This is a genomic window from Amycolatopsis sp. Hca4, from assembly GCF_013364075.1.
Classification (GTDB): domain Bacteria; phylum Actinomycetota; class Actinomycetes; order Mycobacteriales; family Pseudonocardiaceae; genus Amycolatopsis.
Genome location: NZ_CP054925.1, coordinates 128,705 through 154,991 on the forward strand (window position 1 = coordinate 128,705; position 26,287 = coordinate 154,991).

The following is a 26,287-nucleotide window of genomic DNA, read 5'->3' on the forward strand; positions in this document are numbered from 1 at the left end:
TGGCATCAGGCGCGCTGGCCGGACCACGCCTCCCACAGGTTCGCGTACCGGCCACCCGCGGCGACCAGGTCGTCGTGGGTTCCGGACTCCACGACCGCGCCCTCGTCGAGGACCACGATCCGGTCCGACGCCGCCGCCTGGGTGAGGCGGTGGGCGACCACCAGTGCCGTCCGGCCCTCCAGGGCCGCCGCGGCCGCCGATTCCAGGACCTTCGAGCCCGCGCTGCCCGCCTCCGCCGTGGCCTCGTCGAGGATCGCGATCGGCGGGTCCGCCAGCACCAGCCGGACCAGGGCCAGCTGCTGCGCCTGCGTCACCGTCAGCTGGTGACCGCCTTCGCCGACCACCGTCGCCAGCCCGTCCGGCAGCGAAGAAACCCACGTCAGCGCCCCGACCTTCGCGAGCGCCGCCCGCAGTTCGGCGTCGGTGGCCGACGGGCGGGCCAGCCGCAGGTCGTCGGCCAGCGTGCCCGCGAAGACGTGGACCTCCTGGCTGATCAGCCCCACCGTCCGCCGCGTCGCCTCCGGTCCCAGTTCCTCCAGCGGCACGCCGCCCAGCGTCACCGATCCCGTGTCCGGGCGGTGGATGCCGGCGATCAGCTTGGCCAGCGTCGTCTTCCCGGCCCCGCTCGCGCCCACCAGCGCCACCCGTTCGCCGGGTGCGACACCCAGGTCGACGTCGCGCAGCACCGGGTGACCGTCCACATAGGAGTACCCGATCCCCGCCGTCTTCACCGACGCGTCCACCGGCCGCGACGGCCGCGCGGGCGACGCCTCGGCCGGCAGGTCGGCGACGCCGATCAGCCGCGCGAGGCTGGCCGCGGCCGCCTGCGCGTCGTCGACCAGCGCCAGTGCCGTCGTGATCGGCCCGAACAGGCTGTGGAAGTACAGGGCGGCGGCCGTCGCGACGCCGACCGTGACCGCGTCCGCGCCGACCAGCACGAACCCCAGTGCCAGCACCGCGGACAGCCCGACGAACTCCGCCAGGTTGAGCCGCGCGTAGAACCGCGTCACCAGGCGGATCCCCTGCAGCGCCAGCGAGACGGCGGCATCGGACCGCTCGCGCACCCGCGAAAGGTGGGTGTCCGCCAGCCGGAACTCCCGGACGGTCTTCGCGCCGCCGATCGTGTCCAGCAGCTGCTGCTGTTGCGTCCCGACCGCCTCGCGCTGCGCGGCGTACAACGGCTTCGCGCGCGGCACGTACCAGCGCACGGTCCACAGCTGGATCGGCACGGCCAGCAGTGCCGCCAGCAGGAACCGCCAGTCCAGCACGGCCAGCGCCCCCAGGGTCAGCACGACCGTCAGCACCGACCGCCCCAGCTCGGGCAGCGCCTGCCGGACACCTTCGGCGACCACCGAGACGTCGTTCGTCACGCGGGCGGTCAGATCGCCGGACCCGGCGCGCTCGAGCTGTTCCAGCGGCAGGCCGAGGGCGCGCTCGACGAAGCGTTCACGCAGCTCGGCCAGGATCGTCTCACCCAGCCGCGCCACCAGCGACACGCCGATCGCGGTCGCCACCGCCTGCGCCACCGCGACGAGCACCAGGCCCACGATCGGCGTGACGAGGTCGGTGGCCGGGCGGTGCGTGGCGACCAGGTCGACGACCCGGCCGAGCAGCGGCGCGGTGAGCAGCCCGATCGCGGTGGCCGCGACGAGCGTCGTGAACGCGGCGGCCGCGCGCCCCTTCTCCCGGCCGAGGAGCTCGCCGAGGACGGCGCGGATCCGCCGCCCGTCGGCCACGGGCAGGAGTTCGCGGGTCATGACAGCACCGCCGCTCGGTAGTCGGGACGGCCGGCCAGCTCGGCGTGCCGTCCCTCGCCCGCGACGCGCCCGTCGTCGAGCAGGACGACGCGGTCGGTGGCGGCCAGCAGGGCCGGGCTGGTGGTGACGAGGATGGTGGTGCGGCCGCGCCGCAGCTCGGCGAGCCCGGCGGCGATCCGGGCCTCGGTGACCGTGTCGACGGCGGTCGTCGGGTCGTGCAGCACCAGCACCGGCGCGTCGGCGGCCAGCGCCCGGGCGAGCGCGACCCGCTGCCGCTGCCCGCCCGACAGCGACCGCCCGCGTTCGGTGACGGCGGTCGCGACACCGTCGGGCAGTGCGCTCGCCACCTCGTCGACGGCCGCCGCGGTCATCGCCTCGGCGGTTTTCGGCCCGGTGGCCAGGTTTTCGGCGACCGTTCCGGCGAACAGGTCGGCGTCGTGCGCGGCGACCAGCACCACCTCGCGCACCCGGCTCGGGTCCACAGTGGACAGGTCGACCGCGTCGACCGACACCGAGCCTGCCGCGGGATCGGCGGCGCGGCCCAGGCAGTCCAGCAGGTCCGTCGCGGCCGCCGGGTCGGTGGCCACCACGCCGAGCAGCTCGCCCGGGCGTGCTTCGAACCCGACGTCCCGCAGCGCGCCGCGGCTCACCGCGGTCAGCTTGACGTGCCCGGCCGGCGGCACCGGCAGTGCCGCGTCCCCGCCGCCGACGGCCGGGGCCGCGTTCAGCACGTCCGCGATGCGCGCGGCCGAGGCCCGGCCCTGCGCGAGTTCGCCGTTGACCCAGGAGAAGAGGGAGAACGGCGTGATCAGGTACTGCGCGAGCCCGACCGCGGCGACCAGGTCGCCGACGCTGATGTCACCCGCCGCGGCGAGGTTGCCGCCGACGAGCGCGACGACGGCGATGAAGATGCCGGTCAGCGCCAGCAGTGCGCCGTTGTGCCAGGCCTGGGCGCGGGCCGCGCGCAGGGTCGCGCGCAGCGAATCCCGGCTGGTGCGGCGGTAGCGGTCGACGGCGGCGCGTTCGGCGCCGACACCCTTCAGGACGCGCAGCCCGGCGACCAGGTCGGTGGCGACGCCGGAGGCGAACGCGGAGCGCTCCTGCTCGGCCTCGCTGCGGCGCTCGAGGGGCTTGCCGATCAGGTGCGCCAGGTACAGCATCGGCGGCGTGCCGAGCAGCACGAGCAGGCCGAGCGGCAGCGACATGGCCAGCAGGGCGACGGCGCTGACCAGCAGCCCGGCCAGGCCCGCGACGCCGAAGGGGAGCACGCCGTTGACCGTGCCGACGCGCTTGGCGTCCGACGTCCCGATGCTCACCAGCTCGCCGGCGAGGGTGCCGGAGTCGGCCACGCCGCCGGGGTGCAGCACGCGGCGGCCGACGTCGAGGCGCAGGTCGTGGGCCGCGCGCTCGGCGGCGCGTTCCCCGAACCGGGCGCCGAGGCGGTAACTGGTCGACAGCACGGCGAAGAGCGCGCCCAGCACCCCCAGCCAGAGCAGCAGGGTGCCCACCGAACCGCCCGCGACGGCCTGGTCGATCACCACGCCGATCACCACCGGGACCAGTGCTTCGCCGCCTTGGTGGCTCGCGGTCAGCAGCGCCGCCAGCGCCACCGGTCGTCGTTGCCCGGCGATCGACCGGCGGAGGACCTGCCGTCCCGTCGTGCTCACCCGCGCCTCCCTCTCCAGAGCTGGGATAGGTAAGGCTAGTCTAAGTAAAGGAATTACGGGAAGACGGTCGGCTTCGTCTCGGTTCGCGGCTCGGTCGCCGGTTCGCCGAAGCGGGCCAAGGCGAGCGCGGCGAGGACGGCGAGGGCGAACCCGGCGACGGCGACCAGCGCGAAGCCGGGGCGGGTGCGGTCGCCGAGGACGAGCACGCCGACCACCGACGGGAAGATCGTCTCGCCGAGCACCATCATCGCCGTCGAGGTGGTGACGCTGCCGCGTTGCAACGCCGTCGCGTAGAAGAGCATGGCCATCCCGCCGGCGATCGCGACGAGGTAGGTCGCCAGGTCGGTGAGCAGGTCCAGCGGCGCGAGGCTGGGGATGATCCGCCCGGCGATGGCGACGACGCCGAAGCACAGCCCGGCGACGAGTCCGAGCGCCGGCGTCCGGACCCGGCGGCTCGCCTTGCCGGCGAGGATCCCGGCCACACCGAGCACGGCGACCGCGCCGACGAGCACCAGCCGGAACCCGAGCCCGACGGGGTCCGAGCCTTCGCTTTCGGCGGCGGCGCCGAGCAGCGCGAGCCCGGCGCACACGACACCGACGGCGACCCATTCCCTCGTGCCGAGCCGCACCCCGAGGAACCGCGCGGCGACGGCGGTGACGGCGAGACTGGCGGCCAGGGCGGCCTGGACGACGAACAGCGGCAGGACGTGCAGGGCGGCGATCTGGGCGACGAACCCGAGGACGTCCAGCAGCAGGCCGAGCACGAACTTCCCCTGGCCGAGCACCCGGACCAGCAGTTTCGGGTCGACCCCCTCGGTGCCGGTGTCCGTGGCCCGCGCGGCGACCGACTGCATCACCGAAGCCACGCCGTACGCGCATGCGGCGCCCAAGGCGCAGAGCAGTCCCCACCACATGCCGGCCACTCTATTGGCCGCGGTTTTGTCGGACCGGTGCGGTACGGTGCGGCCATGTCGAACACGAGTTCGAAGACGCACCGCCAGTGGCCCGCGCCACTGGCGGGTGACGAGCTGCGTCTCCTGCTGGATTTCCTGCAGTTCCTGCGCGCCACGGCGGTGAACAAGCTGGCCGGGCTGTCGTTGCCGCAGGCGTCGGCGACACCATTGCCGTCATCGCCGAGGATGAGCGCACTGGGGGTGGTGAAGCACCTGACGGCGGTGGAGCGCTGGTGGCTGTCGATCGAGGCGGGCGGCGCGGACCTGCCATCGCTGTGGGCGGGGAGCCCGGACCCGAGCTGGGACGTGGGGCCGGAGGACACCCCGGCCTCGGTGGTGGCGGCGTACAAGGCGGAGTGGGGGCGGGTGGAGAAGGCTTTGCGCGGCCTCGGCCCCGATGACCGCACGCGGCGGCGGTCGGAGTTCACGGTCCGCTGGGTGGTGACGCACGTCGTGCAGGAGACGGCGCGGCACGTGGGGCATCTGGACGTGCTGCGGGAGCTGGCGGACGGGGAGGTGGGCGAGTGACGGACCGGTGAGGCGGTGGCGGCGGGTGGGCTCGGGAGGGGGAAGGAGAGGTTTCGGCGGAAATACGGGTGACAAGCGCCGTTATCCTGGATCCGTGGCCGTCGTCGCGGAGTACCGCCGATTTACCGGCCCCCTGGCCCGTTCCGGGCGCCAGCGGGGTCCCGGCGCCATGTCCGCCTGAACCTTCGCCGGGCCGCCCGGGCCAGGGGGGACCGCCCCCGAAACCCCACCCGAGCCCGGAGGTTCCGCCATGCCCGCAACACTCACCCCTGCTCAGCTCGCCCGTGACCTCGCCGTCCGCGACCTCACCGATCCGGCCGCCGGGGCGCACGCTGTCCAGCTCGTCGTCGACCAAGCCGTCGAAGCGCTCACCGGCGGCTGGCCGTGCATCGTCCGGCGGTGGCCGGGCGACCGCATCGTCACCGTGGCCGACAACTACGACAACCTCGGCTACGACCCCGCCGACGTCACGCGCGACGCCCGCTACACCCGGTACGTCGACGACCGGCACGTCCTGCGCAGCCACTCCACCGCCCTCGTCCCCGCGGCACTGCGAAGCCTCGCCGCGGACCCGGAAGACGACGTCCTGCTCGTCTGCCCGGGCGTCGTCTACCGGCGGGACAGCATCGACCGGCTGCACAGCGGCACCCCGCACCAGCTCGACCTCTGGCGGATCGTCCGCGGGAGCGTCACCCCGGCCGACCTCGAGGAGATGGTCGCCGCCCTCGTGCCGGACCGGCGGTGGCGGCTCGAACCCCGCCGTCATCCGTACACAGTGGACGGTGCGCAGCTCGACGTCGAACACGACGGGCGCTGGGTCGAGGTCGCCGAGTGCGGCCTCGCCGCCCCGGGCGTCCTCGCGCGGGCGGGGCTCGACGACGGCTGGTCCGGCCTGGCGCTCGGCATGGGCCTCGACCGGATGGTCATGCTGCGCAAGGGCATCCCGGACATCCGGCTGCTGCGCTCCACCGAGCCGGCCGTCGCCGGCCAGCTGACGGACCTCACCCCTACCGGCCCGTCTCCGCACTGCCGCCGGTGCGCCGCGACCTGTCGATCGCGGTGCCGGCCGGCGACCGTGCCGAAGACCTCGGCGACCGCGTCCGCGACGCGCTCGGCGACGAAGCCGACGTCGTCGAGTCGGTCGAGATCCGGCAGGAGACCTCGTACGCCCGGCTGCCGGCGCAGGCGCGAGCCCGGCTCGGCGCGACGCCGGACCAGAAGAACCTGCTGGTCCGCCTGGTGCTCCGGCCCCTGGACCGGACGTTGTCCGATCGGGAGGCGAACGTCCTCAGGGACCGGGCCTACGCCGCCCTGCACCGGGGGAGCGTCCACCAGTGGGCCGGACTCAGCGGAGGACGCGATAGCGAAGGTGCGTGACCGAGGTGGTCGCCCGGCTGTCCACCTGCTCGAGGTTCAGCGGCGGCACGCCGTCGAACAACCGGACGCCGTCGCCGAGCGTGTACGGCGCGACGTGCAACCGGAGTTCGTCGACCAGGCCCGCGGCGAGGTACTGGTTCACGGTGGTCGGTCCGCCGTGGACGGAGATCCCGCCGTCGCCCGCCGCCTCGCGGGCGCGGGCCATCGCGGCCTCGATGCCGTCGGTGACGAAGTGGAACGTGGTGCCGCCCGCCATCGGCTGCGGCTCGCGCGCGTGGTGGGTGAGCACGAAGACCGGGCCGTGGTAGGGCGGGTTGTCGCCCCACCAGCCCGTCCACGGCCGGTCCCACTCGCCACGGACCGGGCCGAACATGTTGCGTCCCATGATGAACGCCTTGGCCGTCAGCATCCGGTCGAACTCGCTCGCGTGCTCGTCGCGGCCCTCGCCGTACCAGGCGTGCAGCTTGTCGCCCCAGCCGTCGCCGCCGTCGTCGCCGAACGGGCGCTGCTCGCTCTGGTGGTGTCCGGCCGCGTACCCGTCGAGGGTGATCGTGAGGTCGCAGGTCACCTTGCCGGTCATGTCCGTGTCCTCCTGGGTCGAGCTGCTCCGGAACCAGGATGGCCGGGACATCCCATGACGTCCAATGTCAATTGAGCCGGCAACCCATTGATAAACTTGATGAATGCTGAACCTGGTCCAGCTCAAGGTCCTGGCCGCGGTGGCCCGGCACGGTTCGGTGACCGAAGCGGCCCGCGAACTCCACTATTCGCAGCCGTCGGTGAGCCACCACCTGGCCCGCCTGGAAGCGGCCACCGGCGCCCGGCTCGTGCAGCGGGCCGGGCGCGGGATCCGGCTGACACCGGAAGGCCGCCTGCTGGCCGACCGCGCCGCCGAAATCGCCGGACGCGTGGACGCGGCGGCCGAAGAGCTGGCCGCGCAGGTCGGCCTGCGAGCCGGGCGCGTCCGGCTGGGCGCCAACGCGTCGACGCTGAGCACCCTCGTGCCGAGAGCGGTCGCGTCGCTGGCGGAGGCGCACCCCGGCCTCGAGCTGACCCTGGTCGACCGGCATCCCGTCGAAGCGCTGGCCATGCTGCGCAGCGGCGAACTCGACGCCGCCCTCGTCTTCCAGCACGCCGGCGCCCCGCTCGAGGAGGACGGATTCCGCTTCCGCCACCTCGCCGACGACCCGATCCACCTGATCAGCCGCCGGCCGGGGGAAAGCCTGGCCGACCACCGCGACTCGGCCTGGATCGGCGGCTGCCCCCGGTGCCGCGCGGAGCTGACCGCCATCTGCGCGGGAGCGGGTTTCCGTCCGCGGCTCGGCTCGTCCAGTGACGACATGGTCGTCGTGCAGTCCCTGGTCGCCGCCGGCCTCGGTGTCGCGACCCTGCCCGGGCTCGCACTGGAAGCACATCGCCATCCCGGCATTCACGCGACCGAACTCCCGGGCGTCCACCGCCGCATCCACGCGGCCACCTACGGCGACCCGCCGGACCCGCCCGCGGTGGCCGCCGTCCTGGCCGCCCTCACCCGGGCCGCCGCACCGGGGCGGAGCGGACCGTAGGGTGTCCGGCATGACTGATCGGCGCTACTTCCGTAAGTAGCTCGTGGAGGTTTCGACAGCAAAGAAGACGCCCAAGACGCCATGGACGCGATGAAGGCGAAGGCCAAGAAGGGCGTCATCATCAACGACCGTCAGACGGTCGGGGAGTACCTGGTCACGTGGCTCAATGGAAAGAAGGACATCAAGGCCAACACGATCAAGTTGTACCGCGGGCACATCAACCGCTACTGGCTGCCGCGCATCGGCCACATCCGCCTTATCGATTTGCGGGTCGCTCACGTGGCTGCGGTGATCGAGGCGATCGACGAGCGCAACGAGCTGATCCTCGCCGGCCGATTGCCCAAGCGCGTGCGATTCGTCTGCAACTCCAGCAAGCAGTGCATCCGGTCCATGCTGCGTACAGCGCTGAACAACGCCATCCGGGCGGAGGATGGGCCAATCGCGGTCAACGTCGCAGCGCTGGTGAAGCTCCCGAGCGGCAAGTCTCCGAAGCCGATGGTGTGGACCGAGGAGCGTGCGGTCATGGCCTGGCGAGCCGACCACACCGGCCAGTTTCTCGATTACGTTGCCGACCACCCGCTGTACGCGATGTGGTATCGGATGGTGCATCGCGGCCCACGTTGCGGTGAGTGTGCGGGCTGGAGTGGTCGTCGGACTGCTCGTTGCGGGCGAGGTATCCAGTGGTCATGATCGAACGGCAGGTCATACGGCTAAGCGGCCAGATCGTTGAAGGCATGCCCAGTCCGACGCAGGCGGACGTGAGATTGCGCTCAGGGTAGAGGTACTGCCGTGCTCCGGGCTCACCGCGTGCGTCAGAACGGACAGCGTCTGGCCTGGGGCGAAGCACGGATCGACTCCGGCAAGGTTTTCACGCAGGCTGACGGCTCAGTGCTCAACCCTGACTGGGTTTTTGACAAGTTCGAACGCATCTGCCGGGCTGCTGAACTGCCGATGATCCGCCTACAGATCTTCGTCACGGAGCAGCCACGTTGATGCTCGCGGCGGGTGTGGACATGAAGGTCATTCAAGAGAAGCCTGGTCACTCAAACATGGCGCCGACCTCGAACACTTACACATCGGTCTACCCGGAGGTTGCGGCCGCTGCTGCCGACGCGACGCACGCGATCGTGCCGCGCGCAGGTGTCTGTCGGCGTCTGAGAGGCTCCGCTGACGCATCGAACGCCGGTTGTGCGAGTACAACGTCGGTGATAATGGTGCAACTAGCACTCAGAGGCGAACCGGGCGCTAGTTGCACGACGGACGATCGTCGTGTTGAGCCAGAAGCTCGCCGCAAATTATTTGTTTGAACTTCTTAAGTGACCTATCAAAAGGTATTGTTTCGAATTTGGCAAGGCGATCATTATCATATGGATTCGAGGGAAGAGAATTAATGATCATGTCGGCTTGAGATTCGGCGGGTGAGAGCCATAAACATAAACTTTTGTTCCGGTGGTCAGCAAAGCGTCGTGGGCTAAAGATTGAAGCTTGGCTTCATTGGTGCATTCGTCAAGATGCAAGTGAGTAATCTGGCCGCCGATGGTGGGCGGGTATCGGCAGTAGTAAAGGGCCGTAGTGGCGGTCGCGTATTTTTCGGCTGCATCTAAGAAATTGAAGTAAGTGTCAGTTCTTTTTTCTCGATTTTCTTTTGCTCGTAGTTCGGATGCTTGGAATTCTTGGTTTCTGATGGATGCATCTACGCTCAGCTTTGACCCGACGATCGTCCCTGCGACACCAAGTACGCCAAGCGCAGCGGTTGCGATGACTGAGATGATTGCTACTCGTCGATCGGCTCGCTTCTCAGGATCTTGAGGTTGCGAATTTGCACCGTCGCTGGGTGACTGATCAGGCGCGGGGGTTTCCTCGTCGGGCATGATCACGTGGTCGCCTGTGGCCCTTCCCGTGTTGCACGCTCAGGAACGCTTGTTGTCATACTGTTGTCACATGGGCTGTCTGTTGCTCAAGGGCACGGGAAGACTGGGACGCGTTTGCGCAGGTCAGAGGTCAATTCGGTTCGGGCGGAGAGTGGCCCGTAGGGTGTCCGGCATGACTGATCGGCTCTACTTCCGGCAGCTGCTCGCCGGGCGTGACTTCGCCGTCGGGGATCCCGTCGCGACGCAGATGGTGAACTTCGCCTACCTGATCGGCGACCGCGAGACCTCCGAGGCCGTCATCGTCGACCCCGCCTACGCCGTGCGGGATCTCCTCGACGTCCTGGCGCAGGACGGCATGCGGCTCACCGGCGTGCTGGCCACCCACCACCACCCCGACCACGTCGGCGGCGAGATGCTCGGCTTCTCGCTGCCCGGGATCGCCGAGCTGCTCGCCGTCGAACCGGTGCCGATCCACGTCAACGGGGCCGAGACCGAGTGGGTCAAGCGGGTCACCGGCGTCTCCGGCACCGACCTGCGCGCCCACGACCACGACGACGTGCTCGAGGTCGGCGCCATCCCGATCCGGCTGCTGCACACGCCCGGGCACACCCCCGGCAGCCAGTGCTTCCTGGTCGAGGACAAGCTCGTCTCCGGCGACACGCTCTTCCTGGAAGGCTGCGGCCGCACCGACTTCCCCGGCGGTGACGCCGACGAGATCTACCGCAGCCTGCAGGCGCTCGCCGCCCTGCCCGGTGACCCGGTGGTCTACCCCGGGCACCAGTACTCGGCCGAGCCGTCGGCCGCGCTCTCGGAGGTCAAGCGCTCCAACTTCGTCTACCGGCCCCGGTCGCTGGACGAATGGAAGGTCATGTTCGGCGGCTGAGCCAAGTCGTTCCACGGGGTGAAACACGGGGTGTTCACGGAGTGGGCACCGATTGACTTGGTGTCCCACTCCCCGGATGGTCGGGGCCACGCAATCGAGAAACCCCCCCGTCCCCGGGAGAAATCCGTGTCGATTTCCACCACGGGCGTGCTCGCGCATGCCCGGAAACGCGCCGCCGAGCCGCCGCGCAAGGCCGGCAGGCGGCTTGATCTGCGGCGCTGGATCAGCCCGGTGGTGCTGCTGGCCGCCTGGCAGCTCGCCAGCGCCACCGGTGTCCTGCCGCCGGACAAGCTCAGTGCACCGTGGACGGTCGTGCAGGCCGGCATCGAGTCCGCCCGCAGCGGCGAACTCGGTGCCGCCTTCGCGGTGTCCCTCGGCCGGGTCGGTGCCGGCTTCGCCCTCGGCGCGCTCGCCGGTGTCCTGCTCGGCATCGTCTCCGGGCTGTCCCGCTGGGGCGAAGCCCTGGTCGATCCGCCGGTGCAGATGCTGCGGACGCTGCCGTTCCTCGGCCTGATCCCGCTGTTCATCCTGTGGTTCGGCATCGGCGAAGAGACCAAAATCGTGCTGGTCGCGCTCGGCGTGGCCTTCCCGCTCTACCTCAACGTCCACTCGGGAATCCGCGGCGCCGACCCGGCGCTGGTCGAAGCGTCACGGGCGCTCGGGTTCAGCCGGGCGGAGCGGCTGTGGCACGTGGTCCTGCCCGGCGCGCTGCCGCAGGCGCTGGTCGGGTTGCGGCAGTCGCTCGGGCTGGCCTGGCTCGCGCTGATCGTCGGCGAGACGGTCAACGCCGACGCCGGTGTCGGCTACCTGATCAACAACGCCCGCGAATTCCTCCGCACCGACGTCGTGGTCGTCGGACTGGTCCTGTACGCCCTGCTCGGCCTGGTCACCGACGCGCTGGTCCGGCTGCTCGAACGGAAGGTGCTGCGGTGGCGAACCCGGTAGCCGAGGTCCGTGGCCTCACCAAGCGGTTCGGCGACCGGACTGTGCTGTCCCACCTCGACCTGACCGTCGGGCACGGCGAATTCGTCGCCCTGCTCGGCCGCAGCGGGTCCGGCAAGTCGACGCTGCTGCGCGTGCTCGCCGGGCTGGATTCCGACATCGAAGGCCGCGCGGAAGTCACCGCGACGGTTTCGGTCGCGTTCCAGCAGCCGAGACTGCTGCCGTGGCGGAAGGTCTGGCGCAACGTCGTCCTCGGCCTGCGCCAGGACGGCGTGTCCAAGTCCCGCAACCGGGCACTGGCCGAAAAAGCACTGGCCGAGGTGCACCTCACCGAGCACGCCGACGACTGGCCGCTCACGCTGTCCGGCGGCGAGGCCCAGCGCGTTTCGCTGGCTCGCGCGCTGGTGCGCGAACCCGGCCTGCTGCTGCTCGACGAGCCGTTCGGCGCACTGGACGCGCTCACCCGGATCTCCATGCACGGCCTCGTGCAGGACCTCTGGCGGCGGCACCGACCGGGCGTGCTGCTGGTGACCCACGACGTCGACGAGGCCCTCCGGCTGGCCGACCGCGTCCTGGTGCTCGACGACGGGCGGATCGTGGCCGAGCACCGGCCCCGCGACGCCGCCGACCACGACGACCTCCGCCGGCGCGTGCTGGCCGACCTGGGAGTGACCGAAGATGTTGTGGCGTAAGGGAATACTGGCCGTCACGGCGGCACTCGTGGTGTCCGCGTGCGGGACGGCGGGCGGCGACGGCCCGGCCGCCGTGCCGGCCACGGTCGGCGCGGCGGACCTGGCGAAGGTGACGCTCAAGGTGGGCGACCAGAAGGGCGGGGTGAAGTCCCTGCTCATCGCGGCGAACCTGCTGCAGGGGACGCCGTACAAGATCGAGTGGGCGACGTTCACCTCCGGCCCGCCGCTGCTGGAGGCCGCCTCGGCCGGCGCGATCGACGCCGGGCGCGTCGGCAACACGCCGCCGATCTTCGCGGCCGCCGCGAAGGCGAAGATCAAGGTGATCAGCGTGGCGCGCAGCAACGTCGAGCGGGAAGCCATCCTCGTCCCGCCGGACTCGCCGCTGCAGAACGCCGCCTCCCTGAAGGGCAAGACGATCGGCGTCGCCAAGGGCAGCTCGGCGCACGGGCAGCTGCTGAACACGCTGCACAACAACGGCTTGTCCACAAAGGACGTCAAGCTGAGCTTCCTCCAGCCGTCCGAGGCGTACGCCGCGTTCACCCAGCACACCATCGACGCGTGGGCGATCTGGGACCCCTACACCGCGCAGGCGCAGCTCGAAGCCCACGCGCGGGTGCTGGCCGACGGCCGGGGTGCGTCGAACGGCCTGGCCTTCCTGACCGCGGGCACGGCCGCGCTCGGCGATCCCGGCAAGAACTCCGCGCTGCGCGACTTCGCGGTGCGCGTGGTCAAGGCGCAGAAGTGGGCCGACACCCACCGCGACGCGTGGGCGCAGGCGTGGGCCAAGGAGACCGGGCTGAAGGTCGAAGTCGCGCAGAAGGCCGTCGACGCGGGCCGCGACCAGCCGATCGTGCTGGACGACTCCGTGGTCGCGTCCGAACAGCAGCTCGCGGACGCCTTCACCGACGAGAAGACTTTGCCGGGGAAGGTGGACTTCGCCGCCTTCGTCGACCGGCGGTACGGTCCCGACCTGGACCAGGCGAGGAGCAACGGATGAGCATCAGGCTGCACTGGTTCCTGCCCACCAGCGGCGACGGCCGCACGATCGTGGAACGCTTCCACGCCAACCGCTCCGCCGGCCCGGCCGCCCAGCGCGACCCGGACCTGGACTACCTGGCCCAGGTCGCCCGCGCGGCCGAGCGGCAGGGTTTCGAAGGCGTCCTGACCCCGACCGGCACCTGGTGCGAGGACGCGTGGCTCACCACCGCCGCGCTGATCCGGGAGACGAGCCGGCTGAAGTTCCTGGTCGCCTTCCGCCCCGGCGTCATCTCGCCGACGCTCGCCGCGCAGATGGCGGGCACGTTCCAGCGGCTTTCCGGCGGCCGCGTGCTGCTCAACATCGTCACCGGCGGCGACGCGGTGGAGCAGCGCCGCTTCGGCGACTGGCACGACCACGACGCCCGGTACGCCCGCACGGACGAGTTCCTCACCATTGTGCGCGGTGTCTGGTCCGGTGAGCCGTTCAGCTTCGAAGGCGAGCACCTGCGCGTCGAAGGCGCGACGACGCTGGCCGCGCCGGACCCGGTGCCGCCGATCTACTTCGGCGGCTCGTCACCGGCCGCGCTCCCGGTTGCCGCCCGGCACGCCGACGTCTACCTGACCTGGGGCGAACCGCCCGCGCAGGTCGCGGAGAAGATCGGCCGCGTCCGCGAGCTGGCCGGCGACCGGCCCATCCGGTTCGGCGTCCGGCTGCACACGATCTCGCGGGACACCTCGGCCGAGGCGTGGGCGGAGGCGCAGAAGCTGCTCGACGCGCTGAGCCCGGAGCAGGTCGCGAAGGCCCAGGCGCAGCTGGCCGCGAGCGAGTCGGTGGGGCAGCAGCGGATGGTCGCGCTGCACGGCGGCCGGTACGGCGACGGGGTCCGTGCGCTGGAGATCCACCCCAACCTGTGGGCGGGCGTCGGCCTGGTGCGCGGCGGGGCGGGGACCGCGCTGGTCGGCAGCCACGAGGAGGTCGCCGACCTGATCGAGGAGTACCACAGCGTCGGCGTGAGCGAGTTCGTGCTGTCGGGCTACCCGCACCTGGAGGAGGCGTACTGGTTCGGGGACGGGGTGCGGCCGGAGCTGGCCCGGCGCGGCCTGCTGGCCGACGTCCCGGCGTTGCGGCGGCCGTCGCACCCGGAGCGGAACGTTTCGGCGTTGTAGCCGGGAGCTACCGCGTCAGCGGGAGGAGCCCGGGTGGGGCGAACAGCGGGTACGTGACGAGGACGCCGTCGGCGGTGCGGACGACCGAGGCCGGGCGGAAGAGGTCGCGCTGGCCGGTGTAGAAGGCCGTGGTGCCGTCTTCGCCGCCGGTGAGCAGGACGCGCCGGCGCGGCTGGCCGGCGGCGTCCTCGCCGGCGACCTCGGGGAAGGCGGCGATGCCGACGGGCTGGATGGCGGCGAGCGCGGCGATGGTGGAGATGAGCCGTGGATCGGCGCAGCCGTCCCGCAACACGGCGGCGGCCGCGGGCGACGGGCTGACCCGCGCCGACGCGGCCAGTGCGGCCCCGGCGTGCGCCCGGGCCGGGGCTTCGGGTGGCGCGGCGGGATCGGCCGGGGGCAGCCCGAGCCGCCAGACGGTGACCCGCGTGTCCCCGGCCCCGAAGACGGCGGTGGGTCCGGCGCCGGCGAAGGCACCGTCCAGGGCGGGGTAGTGGGTGCGAAGGGCGGTTTCACCGCTGCCGAAGACGGCCCATTCGGCGGGCGGGCAGGCGACCGAGCAGGCTGCGGGCGGGGCGAGCATGCCGGTGGGCCAGCCGGAGTTGGCGAGCTCGGCCCAGGCTGCGTCATCGACGAGCAGCCGGGAGCCGGAGGCGTTGGCGTGCAACCAGTCCCGGGCGGCGGCGAGCGTGCCGCCCCGGGCGACCGAGGGGTGGAGACCGGGGTAGCCGGAGCTCCAGCTGACGGCAAGCGCGGCGACGACGGCGGCGGCCCCGACCACGATCCGGCGGCTGTGACGGGCTCCGGTCCGGGGACCGTGGTTCGTGTCCTTTGTGGACGCGAGGCGGGCAGCTGTGTCGGCGGCCCGGGGGAGGGCGGAAGCAGGCTTGCTTTCGAGCCCACCAGGCACCCGATGGCGGGCCGTCGCCTGCGCGATCCCCGCCAGCAACAGCGGTGTCACCGGCACCAGCAACGCCAGCACGGCCGTGGCCGGCACCCCCGGCACGAGCAAGGTCGCCGCGAGCAAAAGCCCCGTTGCCGCCAGCGGCCGGACCGCCTTCACCGCCGGCGCCACCACCAAGCCGAGCACCGACAACACCACCCACGCCGGGTCCAGCGCCGCCCAGTCCGTCACCGTCGGCGGGGTCGCCGCCGCCAGGTGGGGCCGCAACACCCCCGCCGCCGGGCCGAACGCGATGCCCAGGCCCAGGTTCAGCAGCACCACCACCAACGCCGCCCGGACCGGGGCCCGGCGTACCAGCAACCAGCCCGCCGCCGGCAGGAAGAACAGCGCCAGCGGAGACGTCAGCACCGCCGCCAGCAGGCACGCCGACGCCGCGATGTCGTGGCGGATGCGGGCGCGCCGACGGGTGATCAGGGCCAGCGCCCCCAGTGCCCACGCCGCCGCCAGGTGCTCCACGACCACCAGCCGCTGCAGCCCCAGCGCCAGCGGGGACGCCGCCACCAGCAGCACCGCCGCCGCGGCGGCCCAGCGGGTCAGGCCCAGCCGCCGCGCCAGGATCCACGACAGCACCGCCGCCACCAGCGCGGCGACCAGCACCGTCTCCCGCACCGCGGCCAGCGCCGTGGCCGAGCGGCCGAACGCGTCCGAGACCATCGTGGCCGCCGCCAGCTGCAGCCAGCCGAACGGGCTCACCCCCGCTCCGCCCGCGTCGGCGAACGTCGTCAGGTTGCCGAGGGCGTAAGCGTGGGCGACGGTCGCCGCCTCCGTGGGCAGGGCCGGGCCGGGCGCGGCCAGGTAGAGCACGCGCAGGCCGCCGGCCAGCCCCAGCAACGCCAGGACGATGTCGAGCGACAGCAACCGCTGCGCGGCGGAGACCGGGCGGTGCTGGACCATTGCACGGATCGTAGCGGGCGGCGGCGACCGCTCCGATCCGGGACGGCGGAGGCCCGCCGATCGCCGGAAAGCCGTGGCCCGGCGAGGTTATCGTCGACTGTCCGCAGTGGATCCGGAGAGCGTCCGGGTCAACGCCAGCGCCACCGTACGGACGGCCGGGGCGACCCGTTCGGTCCGCATCCGGTTGGCCCAGCCGGAAATCGACACCGCCGCCACCGCGACACCGCGGGCGTCGAGCAGCGGGCTCGCCGCGCACACCACGCCGACGCCGGATTCTTCGCGCTCCAAGGCGATCCCGTCTTCCCGGACCCGGGTGAGCTGCCGCCGCAGCAGGCCCGGTGCGGTGATCGTCCGCGCGCTCATCCGCGGCAGCCCGGCGTCGATCACCTGGTTCACCACCGGTTCCGGCGAGAACGCGAGGATCGCCTTGCCGACGCCGGTGGCGTGCGCGGGGAACCGGCCGCCGATGCGCGAGGGCAGCGTCGGCGCGTCCGGGCCGCGCAGCACGTCCAGGTACACCACTTCGGTGCCTTCGAGGATGGCGAGGTGGACCGTGTTGCGGGTGGCCTCGCGCAGGTCGGCCAGGTACGGCCGGGCCGCCTCCACCAGCCCGCGCCGCGGCGAAGCCAGCTGGCCGATCTCGAACAGCCGCAGCCCGAGCCGCACCGCCCCGGCCTCGCGTTCGAGCAGCCCGGTGTCGGTCAGGTGCCCGACGAGCCGGTGCACGGTCGTCTTCGCCAGCCCGGTCCGCCGGGCCAGTTCGGAGACGCCGAGGGTCTCGTCGCCCGGCCGGAAGGCTTCCAGGAGCGCGGCGAGCCGGGTCGCGACGAGGCCGTCGCCGCTCGCGCCGTCGTTCCGCCCAGCGGTACGCATGGGTTGAGTCTGCCCGATCCGCGGGGCGAATGTCAGCAGCGGGAGGTGGGCTCAGTGGCTGTCGGCACCGAGGACGAGCTTCACGCAGTGCGCGACGAGCCGTTCGCGCGAGACCTTCAGCGACCCGTCGAGGTAGGCGATGAAGACGTTGCTCAGCGCGCCGACCAGCCCGACGGCGACCATCCGGCGTTCGGTCTCGTCGCCGTGGGACAGCTGCTCGCCGACCAGTGCGGCGAACACCGGCAGCAGGTGCAGGCCGCGGCGGGTCAGCGCGGGGTCGGTCAGCGGCGCGAGCAGCAGGACCCGGCCCTTGCGGGGGTCGTCCACGATCAGCTCGACGAACGCCCGCACCGCGTTCTCCGCCCGCGACACCGGCGTCGGGGCGTCCCGCACGGCGTCGACGAGCGCCTGCCGCGCCTCTTCGCCGACGTGCTCGTACACGGCCGCGACGAGTTCTTCGCGGTTGGCGAAGCTCTCGTAGAAGTAGCGCTCGGTGAGCTTCGCGTGCCGGCAGACCGCGCGGACGCTCGTCCCGGCCGATCCCTCGGTGCCCAGCAGTTCCAGGCCGGCGGCCACCAGCCGGTCGCGCCGGAGCGCCTTCCGGTCGTCCAGCGTCGTGCCCGCCCAGGTCCGGCCCGGCATCACAGCTCCTCGGTTGACTACAACTGTTGTCAGATCCTAGCCTGACAACAGCCGTAGTCAGTTCAGGACTCGACGAGGAGTGCGCCGATGACACCCGAGCCGCTGGGGCCGGACTCGCTGACCTGGAAGTACTTCGGCGACTGGCGCGGCCTGCTGATCGGCCTCTGGGCCGGGTCCATGCAGAACATGCACCCCGGCCTCGGCGCCGGCGTCGAGCAGCACTCGCGGTTCTTCGAAGAGCGCTGGCAGCGGCTGTTCCGCTCGCTCTACCCGATCGGCGGCGTGGTCTACGACGGCCCGCGCGCCCACGCGACCGCCCTCGAAGTCCGCGGCTACCACGACCGCATCAAGGGCGTCGACGCCCGGGGCCGTCGCTACCACGCGCTCGACCCGGACACCTACTACTGGGCCCACGCGACCTTCTTCGTCAGCACCATCCTCATCGCCGGCCACTTCATGGGCGGCATCGGCGAAACCGAGAAGCGGCAGCTGTTCGACGAGCACGTCCGCTGGTGGCGGATGTACGACATGAGCATGCGGCCGGTGCCGGAGAGCTGGGAGGACTTCCAGCGGTACTGGAAGCACATGTGCACCGACGTCCTCGAGGACAACAAGGCCACCCGGGACGTCCTCGACATCCGCGGCCTCGGCAAGCCGCCCTTCCTGCCCTGGCTGCCGGACGCGCTGTGGCGGCCGGTCCGGGGGGTGATCGCGCGCCACTTCGTGTGGCTCACGATCGGCCTGTACGACCGCGAGATCCGCGACCTGCTCGGCTTCCGCTGGACCGAACGCGACGCGCGCCGGCACCGGCGCTTCGGGAAGCTCGTCAACGCCGTGTTCAAGCTCGTTCCGCACGACCGCCGCTACCACCCGCGAGCGCGCGCCGGCTGGCGCCGGGTCCGCGGTGAGGTGGCTCCGGACGCGCCCTTGGTCGAGACTCCACCCAGGAACCTGCCGCCGCTGCCGGAGCGGGGCAAGCCCGAGCACTACGCGCCGAACGTCCGTCGAAACACTTAGGAGGCATTCGTGAAGCTGGGATTCCACGTCGGGTACTGGCAGAGCGGCCCGACCCCGGGTGCGCTGGAAGCCGTCCTCAAGGCCGAGGCGCTCGGTTTCGACTCGGTGTGGACGGCGGAGGCGTACGGCTCGGACGCCTTCACGCCGCTGGCCTGGTACGGCGCTTCCACCAGCCGCATCCGGCTGGGCACGAACATCGTCCAGATGGCCGCCAGGACCCCGACCGCGACGGCGATGAGCGCGCTGACCCTCGACCACCTCTCCGGCGGCCGGATGGTGCTCGGGCTCGGCGCGTCCGGCCCCCAGGTCGTCGAGGGCTGGTACGGCCAGCCGTACCCGAAGCCGCTGGCCCGCACGCGCGAGTACATCGACATCGTCCGCCAGGTGCTCGCCCGCGAGGCACCGGTGACCCTCGACGGCGAGCACTTCCAGCTGCCCTACCAGGGCGGCGCCGGCCTCGGCAAGCCGCTGAAGCCGACCGTCCACCCGCTGCGCAAGGACATCCCGATCCACCTCGCCGCCGAAGGCCCCAAGAACGTGGCCCTCGCGGCCGAGATCGCCGACGGCTGGCTGCCGCTGTTCTTCTCGCCCAAGAGCAACGACTTCTACAAGGCCGCGCTCGAAGAAGGCTTCTCGCGGCCGGGTGCCCGGCACACGTTCGACACCTTCGAGGTGCCGTGCTCGCTGCCGGTGATCGTGCACGACGACGTCGAGGAGGCGGCGAGCTGGATCAAGCCGTCGCTGGCGTTGTACATCGGCGGGATGGGCGCCAAGAGCGTCAACTTCCACCACGACGTGTACGCGCGGCTGGGCTACGGCGACGTCGCCGACGAGGTCCAGGAGCTCTTCCTCGCCGGCCGCAAGGCGGAGGCGGCCGCGGCGATCCCGACGTCGCTGGTGGAGGACACCTCCCTGATCGGGCCGCCGGAGAAGATCCGCGAAGAGCTCAAGGCCTGGGAGGACACCGTCGTCACCCAGCTGCTCCTGCGCGGGGACGCCGCGACGCTGGAGAAGATCGCCCGCGCCTTGGGCTGACCGGCGGGTCGCCCCGTGCGCCAGGTCACGACGATGGCACGATTCCCCCCGACCCCTACCGGGTGCCCGCCGAGATCGAATACTCATGCGGGCACCCGGTGAGCCATTCGAGGAGGACCATGGCGACGCTGTCCGGCCGGACGAGGTTCCGCTATTCGCTCGGCTCCTTCGTCACCGGGTCCTTCGGCACGGTCCCCGGCCTGGTCCTGGTCAAGTACCTGACCGACACGATGGCCGTGCCTGCCGGCTGGGCCGCCGCCATCGTGTTCGTGCCCAAGGCCTGGGACGTGCTGTTCAACCCCGTGGCGGGCCGGCTGTCCGACGCCGACCTGATCAAGACCGGCAGCCGCCGCCGCTTCCTGCTGATCGGCGGCATCGGCGTGGCGATCCTGTTCGCGGCGATGTTCGCCCACCCCGGCTTCGGCGGCCCGCTGCCGGACGCGCTGTACGTGGCGATCACGTTCGCCGCCTGCGCCACGGCCTACGCGCTGTTCCAGGTGCCGTTCAACGCGCTGCCCGCCGAGCTGACCGAGTCGGCGACCGAGCGCACGAAGCTCACCAGCGTCCGCATCGGGGTGCTGGCCGTGACGATCCTGATCTGCGGCGGGGGCGCCCCGGCGATCACCGCGGCGATCGACGGGGTCGCCGGCTACCGCGTCATGGCCGTCGTGATCGGGCTGATCGTGCTGGCCGCGACCCTGCTGGTCTACTTCGGCCTGAAGGACGCGCCGGTCGGCTCGCTGCGGCCGAACACCGTGAGCCTGAAGGAGCTCGTCGGCACGCTCGCCGGCTGGCGGCCGTTCCGCTGGCTGCTCGGCACGTACTTCATCCAGGCGCTGGGCATCGGCACCGTGCTCGCCGCGATCCCGTTCTTCGCCCAGCGCATCCTCGGCCACGACGGCTACGGCACGATCCTGTTCGTCATCTTCGTCGGCCCGGCGCTGGTCACCATGCCGCTGTGGCCGCGCCTGGGCGACCGCGTCGGCAAGCTCAACGGCTTCCGCCTGGCCACCGCGGCGTTCGCGGTCGGCCTGCTGGGGCTGGTGTTCGCCCAGTCGATCCCGCTGGTCGTCTCGTTCGTCTTCGTGGCGCTCTGCGGGGTCGGCTACGCGGGGATTTCGGTGTTCCCGCTGGCCATCCTGCCGGACCTGATCACCGCCGAGGAGGAGCGCACCGGCCAGACCCGCGCGGGGATCGCGGCGGGGGTGTGGACGGCGGGGGAGACGCTCGGGCTGGCCTTCGGCGGCGGGCTCTGGGCGCTCATCCTGGAGTTCGGCGGGTACGTCTCCAGCACGGACGCCACCGCCTTCCAGCCGCACAGCGCGATCGTGGCGATCCTCGTCGGCTCGTCGATCATCCCGGGCGTGCTGATCGCGCTGGCCCTGCCGCTGCTGCGGCGCAAGGTGCTGGAGCCGCGCCATGAACTCGCCTGAGGAGGTCCTCGACCGGCTCCGGCAGCTGCGCGCGGGCGACCTGCCGACGCACGGTGGCCGGACCCTGGCCTACGTCTACGACAGCGGCCTGTCCGAAGTGGACTCCCTGGGCGCGGCGGCGCACGCGCTCGCCTCGTCGGCCAACGGCCTTGACCCTACGGCGTTCCCGAGCCTGCTGCGCATGGAGAACGACCTCGTCGCGGCGGCTTCCGCGCTGCTCGGCGACGTCCCGGGCGTGGTCGGCTCGGTGACGTCCGGTGGCACGGAGTCGTGCTTGCTGGCCGTGCTCGCCGCCCGGGACGCGCGGCCGGACGTCGCCTCACCGTCCTTGGTGCTGCCGACGACCGCGCACGCGGCGTTCCACAAGGCGGCCCACCTGTTCGGGCTGCGGCGGATCGACGTCCCGGTCGACCCGGTGACCTTCCGCGCCGACCCGGCGGCGATGGCCGCGGCGATCGACGGCTCGACGGTCCTGGTCGTCGCGAGCGCGCCGTCGTACGCCCACGGCGTGCTCGACCCGATTTCGGAAATCGCGGCGGCGGCGCTCGAGCGCGGCGTCCGGATGCACGTCGACGCCTGCATCGGCGGCTGGGTGCTGCCGTACTTCGCCCGGCTCGGCGCGGACGTCCCGCCGTTCGGCTTCCGCGTCCCCGGCGTCACGAGCATCTCGGTGGACCTGCACAAGTACGCCTACTGTCCCAAGGGGACGTCGGTGCTGCTGCACGCCTCGGCGGAGCTGCGGCGCACGCACTACTTCGCGAGCGCGGCCTGGCCGGGCTACACGATGCTGAACACGACGATCCAGAGCACCCGCTCCGGCGGCCCGCTCGCCGCGGCGTGGGCGGTGGTGCACCACCTCGGTCCCGAGGGCTACCTCAAGCTGGCGTCCGCCGCGCGCGAGGCGACCGCGCGCATCCGGTCGGGCATCGAAGAACTGCCCGGCCTGCACGTGCTCGGCGACCCGGTCTCGACGTTGCTCGCGTTCACCGGCGACGACGGCTTCGACCTGTTCACGGTGGCGGACGAGATGAAGGCCCGCGGCTGGTACGTCCAGCCGCAGTTCGCGCACCTGTCGTCCCCGGCGAACCTGCACCTGACGGTGACGGCGGCCAACCACGGCAGCGAGAAGGAGTTCCTCACCGACCTCGCGGCATCGCTGGACGCGGCCCGCGCGGCCGGCCCGGTGGTCGTCGACCCCGCGGTGGCGGAGTTCGTGGCGGCCCTCGACCCGGACACGCTGACGTCCGAGCAGTTCGCGGGCCTGCTCGCCGCGGCGGGCCTCGGTTCCGGTGCGGGGCTGCCGGAGCGGATGGCGCCGATCAACGCCCTCCTCGCCACGGCACCGGCGCCGTTGCGGGAGCGGCTGCTGCTCGAGTTCCTGGGCGCGCTCTACACGCCGTGAACGGAGTACTGACCAGCATCATCGCGGTCTGCGGAACGCTGGCCGGGTCGAGCCTGACGTACCTGTTCGCCCGGCTCACCGCCCGCCGGACGGAGAAAACCGCGCGCGAGGAACGGCTTCGCCAGGAGCGGATCGCGGCCTACGCGGCGTTCGCGGGGGCGATGACCGAGCTCCGGCAGAAGGTGATCTCCCTGGGGCTGCTGCGGCAGCGTGACCCGGACGGGACGGAGACCCGGGCCGCGTACACGGAGGCGGACCGGAGTGGCGCCGCCGCCGACCACGCCCGGTTCGCGGTGCGGCTGCTCACCGAAGACGCCGAGCTCCTCCAGCTCGCCGACGCCGCGTTCGAACCGATCGGCGCGATCCGCGAGGCCGCGGATCGCGCCGAGCTGCGGGAGCTCGAAGACCGCAGCCAGGAGATCCTGACCGCGTTCGTCGAGGCCGCCGGGCGGCGGCTCAGGTGATCACTGGCTCCGCGAAGCCAGGCCGGCGGGCGCGGACTTGACCGCGGCGTGGATCGCGTCCGCCAGCGCGAGAGCGTCCTCTTCGGTCAGTTCCAGCGCCACCCGAGCCGAAGCGCCCAGCCCCGGGTTGCGGAAGTCGATGTTCACCGTGTGCGCGTACGGCGCGTGGACCGGGTGGTCGACGTACACGGTGCCCTCGGACAGCCGGAACCAGCCGCGGGCGCCCTTGCCGCTGCCTTCGAGCGCGAACTTCTCCGTCAGGTAAGTGCACATGGGCGGGTCCTCTCAGGCGGTGAGCGTGCGGGCGTAGAAGTCGAGGATGCGTTCCCAGCCGTCCTTGGCGGCTTCGGGACGGTAGCTCGGGCGGTCGACGGCGAAGAACGCGTGGCCGGCGCCCGCGTACGTGTGGAACTCGTGCTCCTTGCCGTGCTTCTCCAGCTCGGCCGCCAGCACCGCCACCTCGTCCGGGCCGGGGAACTGGTCCTCGGCGCCGAAGATGCCCAGCAGGGGGCAGGACAGCTGCGGGGTCAGCCCGAGCAGCGGCTTCATCATCCTCATGGCCTCCGGCGGGTCGTTGACGACGAACGCGCCGTAGCAGTCCACCGCCGCGTCGAGGTCCAGGGAACACGCGGACAGGAACGCGTGGCGGCCACCGGAACAGTGCCCGATGACGCCGATCCGGCCGTTCGCGTTCTCCAGCGCGCGCAGGTAGTCCGCCGCACCCGAGACATCACCCACCAGGCGGTCGTCGGGGACGCCGCCGGCCGCGCGGACCGTCGCCGCCGCGTCGTCCGGGTCGGCCCCCGGCGCTTCTCGCGTGTACAGGTTCGGGCAGAGCGCGTTGTAGCCCTCGACGGCGAAGCGGCGCACCATCTCCTTCGTCGCCGCGTCGTAGCCGGGCAGGTGGTGGATCACCACGACGCCGCCGCGCGGGGCAGCGTCGGTCGGTTTCGCCAGGTACGCCTCGAGCTCGTCCCCGCCGTGGCCGGAGATGGTGACCGTCCCGGCGACGATCTCGTCCTTCATCGGTTCTCCTTCCCTTCTTCACGGGAGTTTTCTTCAAGGGAGTTTTCGGAGGAGTGCAGGTACCGCGCCCCGCGGGAGGCGGAGGCGATCGCGGCGACCACGGCCATCGCCGCGGCCGCGGTGAACACGACCACCAGGCCGTGGTGGAACGGTGCCGACACCAGCTGCGGGAAGAACGACCCGCCGGTGAGCGTCGCGCGGTCGGCAGGCGCGAGCGCGTTCAGGACGTCCGGGCCGAGCAGGTGCCCGACCGGGTTGCTGCCGAGGAACGCGGCGAACAGCGTGCTGACCGGCGGCAGCTGCGCGACGCCGTCGGCCACCGGTGCCGGGACGCCGTGGGCCTGCAGCCCGCTCGTCAGCGTCTGGGGCAGGGACGTGGCCAGCCCGGCGATCATCAGCGAGAAGAACACCCCGATCGACAGCGACGTCCCGGAGTTCTGGAACGTCGCCCGCATGCCGGAGGCGACCCCGCGCTGCTCGGTGGGCACGCTGCTCATGATCGCCGAGGTGTTGGGCGCGGCGAACATGCCCTGGCCGACGCCGCTCAGCACGAGCAGGGCGGCGAACGCCGGGTAGGAGAAGTCCACCGGCAACGCCAGCAGCCCGAGGAAGGCCGCGACGACCAGCAGCAGGCCGCCGGTGGCCAGCGGCCGGGCGCCGAAGCGGTCGGACAGGTAGCCCGACAGCGGCCCGGCGATGAGGAACCCCACGGTCAGCGGCAGCAGGTGGATGCCCGCCCACAGAGGCGTCCGCTCGTAGTCGTAGCCGTGCAGGGGCAGCCAGATCCCCTGCAGCCAGATGATGAGCATGAACTGCATGCCACCACGCGCGACCGAAGTCAGCAACGCGGCGATGTTGCCGGCGGCGAACGCCCGGATTCGGAACAGGGAAAGCTGGAACATCGGCGTGGCGACGCGTGTTTCGATCACGCCGAACAGCACGAGCAGCAGCACGCCGGCGCCGATCCCGCCGAGCACCCACGGGTTGCCCCAGCCGGTGGCCGCGCCGCGGTACGGCTGGATGCCGTAGGTGATCGCGGCCAGCAGCAGCGCGGTCCCGGCCGCGAAGGTGACGTTGCCGCCCCAGTCGACCTTCGCGCGCCGCGGCGTCCCCACCTCGCGAAGGCTGCGGATCGACCAGATGGTGCCGAGCAGGCCGAACGGGACGCTGACCCAGAACACCGCGCGCCAGTCGATCTCGGCCAGCAGCCCGCCGACGACCAGGCCGAGGAACTGCCCGGCGAGCGCGGTGATCTGGTTGACGCCCAGCGCCATGCCGCGCTGCCGCGCCGGGAAGGCGTCGGTGAGGATGGCCGCGGAGTTCGCCGTCAGCATCGACCCGCCGACGGCCTGCACGACCCGCCAGCCGATCAGCCACAGCGCGCCGGCGCCGGCGTGGAACGGGTCGAACGACAGGGCGACCGACGCGGCGCTGAACACGACGAAGCCGAGGTTGTACATCTTGACCCGGCCGAACATGTCGCCGAGCCTGCCCAGCGTCACCACCAGCACGGCCTGCACCAGCAGGTAGCCGAGGATCATCCAGAGCAGGTAGCCGATGTTGCCCGGGGCGAGCGGGTCGAGCCCGATGCCGCGGAAGATGGCCGGCAGCGAGATGATCACGATCGAGCCGTCGAGCGCGGACATCAGCACGCCGAGCGTGGTGTTGGACAGCGCGACCCACTTGTAGTTCACAGCTCGTCCGCCAGCCGCTCGATCAGCGGGATGGCCGCGATCAGCTCGCGTTGCTCGGCTTCGGTGAACTTCCCGGCCAGCGCGTCGGCCATCAGCTGCGTCGTCCGCGACCGCTTGTCGACCAGCAGCCGGACGCCGTCCTCGGTCACCGACATGACCACCTTGCGGCCGTCGGACTCGTCCTTGCGCCGCTCGACCAGGCCGCGGTCGACCAGCCCGGCCAGGGTGACGCCCATGGCCTGCGGTTTGACGCGTTCGAGATCGGCGAGGCAGCCCGGCGTGGCCGGGCCCTCGCGGTCGAGCCGGGACAGGACCGAGCGTTCGGGGGTGGTGAGGTCGCCGGCCACGTACCCCTGACGCAGCCGCCGGACCAGCCGGCCCAGGGCGACGCGCAGGTCGTTGCTCGCCCGGAGGAGTTCCTCGTCCGTCACAATCGTCAACCTAGACTGATAAACCTGGGTTGAGC

28 protein-coding genes and 1 pseudogene are annotated in these 26,287 nt (G+C 71.9%); 17 read left to right on the forward strand and 12 right to left on the reverse strand.

All coding sequences use genetic code 11. From position 1 onward, the window contains the following. Positions 1–5: 5 nt before the first annotated feature. The 3 genes from HUT10_RS00535 to HUT10_RS00545 are packed head-to-tail and all read right to left on the reverse strand — an operon-like array spanning position 6 to position 4,338. Positions 6–1,757: an ABC transporter ATP-binding protein gene (locus HUT10_RS00535; RefSeq protein WP_176169371.1), complete on the reverse strand. Its 1,752-nt coding sequence runs from the start codon at positions 1,755–1,757 to the stop codon at positions 6–8. Beyond that, positions 1,754–3,424 (reverse strand): ABC transporter ATP-binding protein, encoded by a 1,671-nt coding sequence (locus tag HUT10_RS00540; RefSeq protein WP_176169372.1) that lies wholly within the window; start codon positions 3,422–3,424, stop codon positions 1,754–1,756. Before HUT10_RS00540 ends, HUT10_RS00535 begins: the two co-directional genes overlap by 4 nt. 53 nt (positions 3,425–3,477) lie before the next feature. Further along, entirely contained in the window at positions 3,478–4,338 is an 861-nt protein-coding gene (locus tag HUT10_RS00545; RefSeq protein WP_176169373.1) for a hypothetical protein, read from the reverse strand. Positions 4,339–4,392: 54 nt separating this feature from the next. Between HUT10_RS00545 and HUT10_RS00550 the strand changes: the two genes are divergently transcribed. The 3 genes and pseudogenes from HUT10_RS00550 (at position 4,393) to HUT10_RS50275 (ending at position 6,282) form a co-directional block, all read left to right on the forward strand. After that, on the forward strand, positions 4,393–4,905 hold the full coding sequence (locus HUT10_RS00550) for a DinB family protein (RefSeq protein ID WP_176169374.1): 513 nt from the start codon (positions 4,393–4,395) through the stop codon (positions 4,903–4,905). A 250-nt stretch (positions 4,906–5,155) separates the two neighbouring features. Then, positions 5,156–5,818 (forward strand): annotated as a pseudogene (locus HUT10_RS50270) (hypothetical protein); the annotation flags it as partial. 122 nt (positions 5,819–5,940) lie between these two features. Then, complete coding sequence (locus HUT10_RS50275; RefSeq protein ID WP_254896594.1) at positions 5,941–6,282, forward strand: hypothetical protein; 342 nt, start codon at positions 5,941–5,943, stop codon at positions 6,280–6,282. Here the strand turns inward: HUT10_RS50275 and HUT10_RS00560 are convergent. Continuing rightward, entirely contained in the window at positions 6,251–6,862 is a 612-nt protein-coding gene (locus tag HUT10_RS00560; RefSeq protein ID WP_176169375.1) for a dihydrofolate reductase family protein, read from the reverse strand. The genes HUT10_RS50275 and HUT10_RS00560 overlap by 32 nt on opposite strands. A gap of 103 nt (positions 6,863–6,965) precedes the next feature. Between HUT10_RS00560 and HUT10_RS00565 the strand changes: the two genes are divergently transcribed. From HUT10_RS00565 to HUT10_RS52010, 4 genes are all read left to right on the forward strand, one after another. Further along, a complete protein-coding gene (locus HUT10_RS00565) occupies positions 6,966–7,847 on the forward strand; it encodes a LysR family transcriptional regulator (RefSeq protein WP_176169376.1) in 882 nt (293 codons plus the stop codon). Positions 7,848–7,928: 81 nt separating this feature from the next. Continuing rightward, the gene (locus HUT10_RS00570) at positions 7,929–8,537 is read left to right on the forward strand and encodes an N-terminal phage integrase SAM-like domain-containing protein (RefSeq protein WP_176169377.1); all 609 of its coding nucleotides are present in this window, start codon (positions 7,929–7,931) and stop codon (positions 8,535–8,537) included. Between the two features lie 117 nt (positions 8,538–8,654). Continuing rightward, a complete protein-coding gene (locus tag HUT10_RS49765; protein WP_217709529.1) occupies positions 8,655–8,840 on the forward strand; it encodes a hypothetical protein in 186 nt (61 codons plus the stop codon). 20 nt (positions 8,841–8,860) lie between these two features. Then, a complete protein-coding gene (locus HUT10_RS52010) occupies positions 8,861–9,154 on the forward strand; it encodes a hypothetical protein (RefSeq protein WP_368660819.1) in 294 nt (97 codons plus the stop codon). A gap of 87 nt (positions 9,155–9,241) precedes the next feature. On the opposite strand, the gene HUT10_RS00580 is transcribed toward HUT10_RS52010, so the two are convergent. Next, the gene (locus HUT10_RS00580) at positions 9,242–9,724 is read right to left on the reverse strand and encodes a hypothetical protein (RefSeq protein WP_217709531.1); all 483 of its coding nucleotides are present in this window, start codon (positions 9,722–9,724) and stop codon (positions 9,242–9,244) included. A 166-nt stretch (positions 9,725–9,890) separates the two neighbouring features. Here HUT10_RS00580 and HUT10_RS00585 point away from each other — a divergent pair, with 166 nt between their 5' ends. From HUT10_RS00585 to HUT10_RS00605, 5 genes are all read left to right on the forward strand, one after another. Next, positions 9,891–10,601, forward strand: coding sequence for an MBL fold metallo-hydrolase (locus HUT10_RS00585; RefSeq protein WP_176169379.1), 711 nt, complete (start codon positions 9,891–9,893; stop codon positions 10,599–10,601). A 126-nt stretch (positions 10,602–10,727) separates the two neighbouring features. After that, a complete protein-coding gene (locus HUT10_RS00590; protein ID WP_176169380.1) occupies positions 10,728–11,546 on the forward strand; it encodes an ABC transporter permease in 819 nt (272 codons plus the stop codon). After that, on the forward strand, positions 11,531–12,235 hold the full coding sequence (locus HUT10_RS00595) for an ABC transporter ATP-binding protein (RefSeq protein ID WP_176169381.1): 705 nt from the start codon (positions 11,531–11,533) through the stop codon (positions 12,233–12,235). The genes HUT10_RS00590 and HUT10_RS00595 overlap by 16 nt, the downstream gene beginning before the upstream one ends. After that, complete coding sequence (locus HUT10_RS00600; RefSeq protein ID WP_176169382.1) at positions 12,222–13,232, forward strand: ABC transporter substrate-binding protein; 1,011 nt, start codon at positions 12,222–12,224, stop codon at positions 13,230–13,232. Before HUT10_RS00595 ends, HUT10_RS00600 begins: the two co-directional genes overlap by 14 nt. Beyond that, complete coding sequence (locus tag HUT10_RS00605) at positions 13,229–14,380, forward strand: LLM class flavin-dependent oxidoreductase (protein ID WP_176169383.1); 1,152 nt, start codon at positions 13,229–13,231, stop codon at positions 14,378–14,380. The genes HUT10_RS00600 and HUT10_RS00605 overlap by 4 nt, the downstream gene beginning before the upstream one ends. Before the next feature lie 7 nt (positions 14,381–14,387). On the opposite strand, the gene HUT10_RS00610 is transcribed toward HUT10_RS00605, so the two are convergent. The 3 genes from HUT10_RS00610 to HUT10_RS00620 all read right to left on the reverse strand — a co-directional run bounded on the left by HUT10_RS00610 (position 14,388) and on the right by HUT10_RS00620 (position 17,750). Beyond that, positions 14,388–16,235: a glycosyl transferase gene (locus HUT10_RS00610; protein ID WP_254896595.1), complete on the reverse strand. Its 1,848-nt coding sequence runs from the start codon at positions 16,233–16,235 to the stop codon at positions 14,388–14,390. Between the two features lie 87 nt (positions 16,236–16,322). Further along, on the reverse strand, positions 16,323–17,108 hold the full coding sequence (locus HUT10_RS00615) for an IclR family transcriptional regulator (protein WP_176169384.1): 786 nt from the start codon (positions 17,106–17,108) through the stop codon (positions 16,323–16,325). A 51-nt stretch (positions 17,109–17,159) separates the two neighbouring features. Then, positions 17,160–17,750 (reverse strand): TetR/AcrR family transcriptional regulator, encoded by a 591-nt coding sequence (locus tag HUT10_RS00620; RefSeq protein ID WP_176169385.1) that lies wholly within the window; start codon positions 17,748–17,750, stop codon positions 17,160–17,162. A gap of 87 nt (positions 17,751–17,837) precedes the next feature. On the opposite strand from HUT10_RS00620, the gene HUT10_RS00625 reads away from it, so the two are divergent. From HUT10_RS00625 to HUT10_RS00645, 5 genes are all read left to right on the forward strand, one after another. Further along, a complete protein-coding gene (locus HUT10_RS00625) occupies positions 17,838–18,767 on the forward strand; it encodes an oxygenase MpaB family protein (RefSeq protein ID WP_176169386.1) in 930 nt (309 codons plus the stop codon). Between the two features lie 9 nt (positions 18,768–18,776). Next, a complete protein-coding gene (locus HUT10_RS00630; RefSeq protein ID WP_176169387.1) occupies positions 18,777–19,802 on the forward strand; it encodes an LLM class F420-dependent oxidoreductase in 1,026 nt (341 codons plus the stop codon). Positions 19,803–19,921: 119 nt separating this feature from the next. Then, the gene (locus tag HUT10_RS00635; RefSeq protein WP_176169388.1) at positions 19,922–21,235 is read left to right on the forward strand and encodes an MFS transporter; all 1,314 of its coding nucleotides are present in this window, start codon (positions 19,922–19,924) and stop codon (positions 21,233–21,235) included. Next, positions 21,222–22,637 (forward strand): aminotransferase class V-fold PLP-dependent enzyme, encoded by a 1,416-nt coding sequence (locus HUT10_RS00640; RefSeq protein ID WP_176169389.1) that lies wholly within the window; start codon positions 21,222–21,224, stop codon positions 22,635–22,637. The genes HUT10_RS00635 and HUT10_RS00640 overlap by 14 nt, the downstream gene beginning before the upstream one ends. Further along, positions 22,634–23,101, forward strand: coding sequence for a hypothetical protein (locus HUT10_RS00645; protein WP_176169390.1), 468 nt, complete (start codon positions 22,634–22,636; stop codon positions 23,099–23,101). The genes HUT10_RS00640 and HUT10_RS00645 overlap by 4 nt, the downstream gene beginning before the upstream one ends. Here the strand turns inward: HUT10_RS00645 and HUT10_RS00650 are convergent, their stop codons facing one another. From HUT10_RS00650 to HUT10_RS00665, 4 genes are read right to left on the reverse strand one after another with little or no spacing between them, the layout of a single operon-like run. Next, entirely contained in the window at positions 23,102–23,374 is a 273-nt protein-coding gene (locus HUT10_RS00650) for a DUF6295 family protein (RefSeq protein WP_176169391.1), read from the reverse strand. 12 nt (positions 23,375–23,386) lie between these two features. Further along, positions 23,387–24,127, reverse strand: a complete 741-nt coding sequence (locus HUT10_RS00655; RefSeq protein ID WP_176169392.1) for a dienelactone hydrolase family protein — start codon at positions 24,125–24,127, stop codon at positions 23,387–23,389. Then, positions 24,124–25,821: an MFS transporter gene (locus HUT10_RS00660; RefSeq protein WP_176169393.1), complete on the reverse strand. Its 1,698-nt coding sequence runs from the start codon at positions 25,819–25,821 to the stop codon at positions 24,124–24,126. The genes HUT10_RS00655 and HUT10_RS00660 overlap by 4 nt, the downstream gene beginning before the upstream one ends. Then, the gene (locus HUT10_RS00665) at positions 25,818–26,252 is read right to left on the reverse strand and encodes a MarR family winged helix-turn-helix transcriptional regulator (RefSeq protein WP_254896596.1); all 435 of its coding nucleotides are present in this window, start codon (positions 26,250–26,252) and stop codon (positions 25,818–25,820) included. The genes HUT10_RS00660 and HUT10_RS00665 overlap by 4 nt, the downstream gene beginning before the upstream one ends. Between the last annotated feature and the right edge of the window lie 35 nt (positions 26,253–26,287).

Coding starts and splice junctions, on each gene's coding strand:
- HUT10_RS00535 (WP_176169371.1), bottom strand. CDS start 1,757: ATGACCCGCGAACTCCTGCCCGTGGCCGACGGGCGGCGGATCCGCGCC.
- HUT10_RS00585 (WP_176169379.1), top strand. CDS start 9,891: ATGACTGATCGGCTCTACTTCCGGCAGCTGCTCGCCGGGCGTGACTTC.
- HUT10_RS00620 (WP_176169385.1), bottom strand. CDS start 17,750: ATGCCGGGCCGGACCTGGGCGGGCACGACGCTGGACGACCGGAAGGCG.
- HUT10_RS00625 (WP_176169386.1), top strand. CDS start 17,838: ATGACACCCGAGCCGCTGGGGCCGGACTCGCTGACCTGGAAGTACTTC.
- HUT10_RS00550 (WP_176169374.1), top strand. CDS start 4,393: ATGTCGAACACGAGTTCGAAGACGCACCGCCAGTGGCCCGCGCCACTG.
- HUT10_RS00565 (WP_176169376.1), top strand. CDS start 6,966: ATGCTGAACCTGGTCCAGCTCAAGGTCCTGGCCGCGGTGGCCCGGCAC.
- HUT10_RS00560 (WP_176169375.1), bottom strand. CDS start 6,862: ATGACCGGCAAGGTGACCTGCGACCTCACGATCACCCTCGACGGGTAC.
- HUT10_RS00605 (WP_176169383.1), top strand. CDS start 13,229: ATGAGCATCAGGCTGCACTGGTTCCTGCCCACCAGCGGCGACGGCCGC.
- HUT10_RS00615 (WP_176169384.1), bottom strand. CDS start 17,108: ATGCGTACCGCTGGGCGGAACGACGGCGCGAGCGGCGACGGCCTCGTC.
- HUT10_RS00610 (WP_254896595.1), bottom strand. CDS start 16,235: ATGGTCCAGCACCGCCCGGTCTCCGCCGCGCAGCGGTTGCTGTCGCTC.
- HUT10_RS00635 (WP_176169388.1), top strand. CDS start 19,922: ATGGCGACGCTGTCCGGCCGGACGAGGTTCCGCTATTCGCTCGGCTCC.
- HUT10_RS00650 (WP_176169391.1), bottom strand. CDS start 23,374: ATGTGCACTTACCTGACGGAGAAGTTCGCGCTCGAAGGCAGCGGCAAG.
- HUT10_RS00640 (WP_176169389.1), top strand. CDS start 21,222: ATGAACTCGCCTGAGGAGGTCCTCGACCGGCTCCGGCAGCTGCGCGCG.
- HUT10_RS00545 (WP_176169373.1), bottom strand. CDS start 4,338: ATGTGGTGGGGACTGCTCTGCGCCTTGGGCGCCGCATGCGCGTACGGC.
- HUT10_RS00655 (WP_176169392.1), bottom strand. CDS start 24,127: ATGAAGGACGAGATCGTCGCCGGGACGGTCACCATCTCCGGCCACGGC.
- HUT10_RS52010 (WP_368660819.1), top strand. CDS start 8,861: ATGAAGGTCATTCAAGAGAAGCCTGGTCACTCAAACATGGCGCCGACC.
- HUT10_RS00570 (WP_176169377.1), top strand. CDS start 7,929: ATGGACGCGATGAAGGCGAAGGCCAAGAAGGGCGTCATCATCAACGAC.
- HUT10_RS00600 (WP_176169382.1), top strand. CDS start 12,222: ATGTTGTGGCGTAAGGGAATACTGGCCGTCACGGCGGCACTCGTGGTG.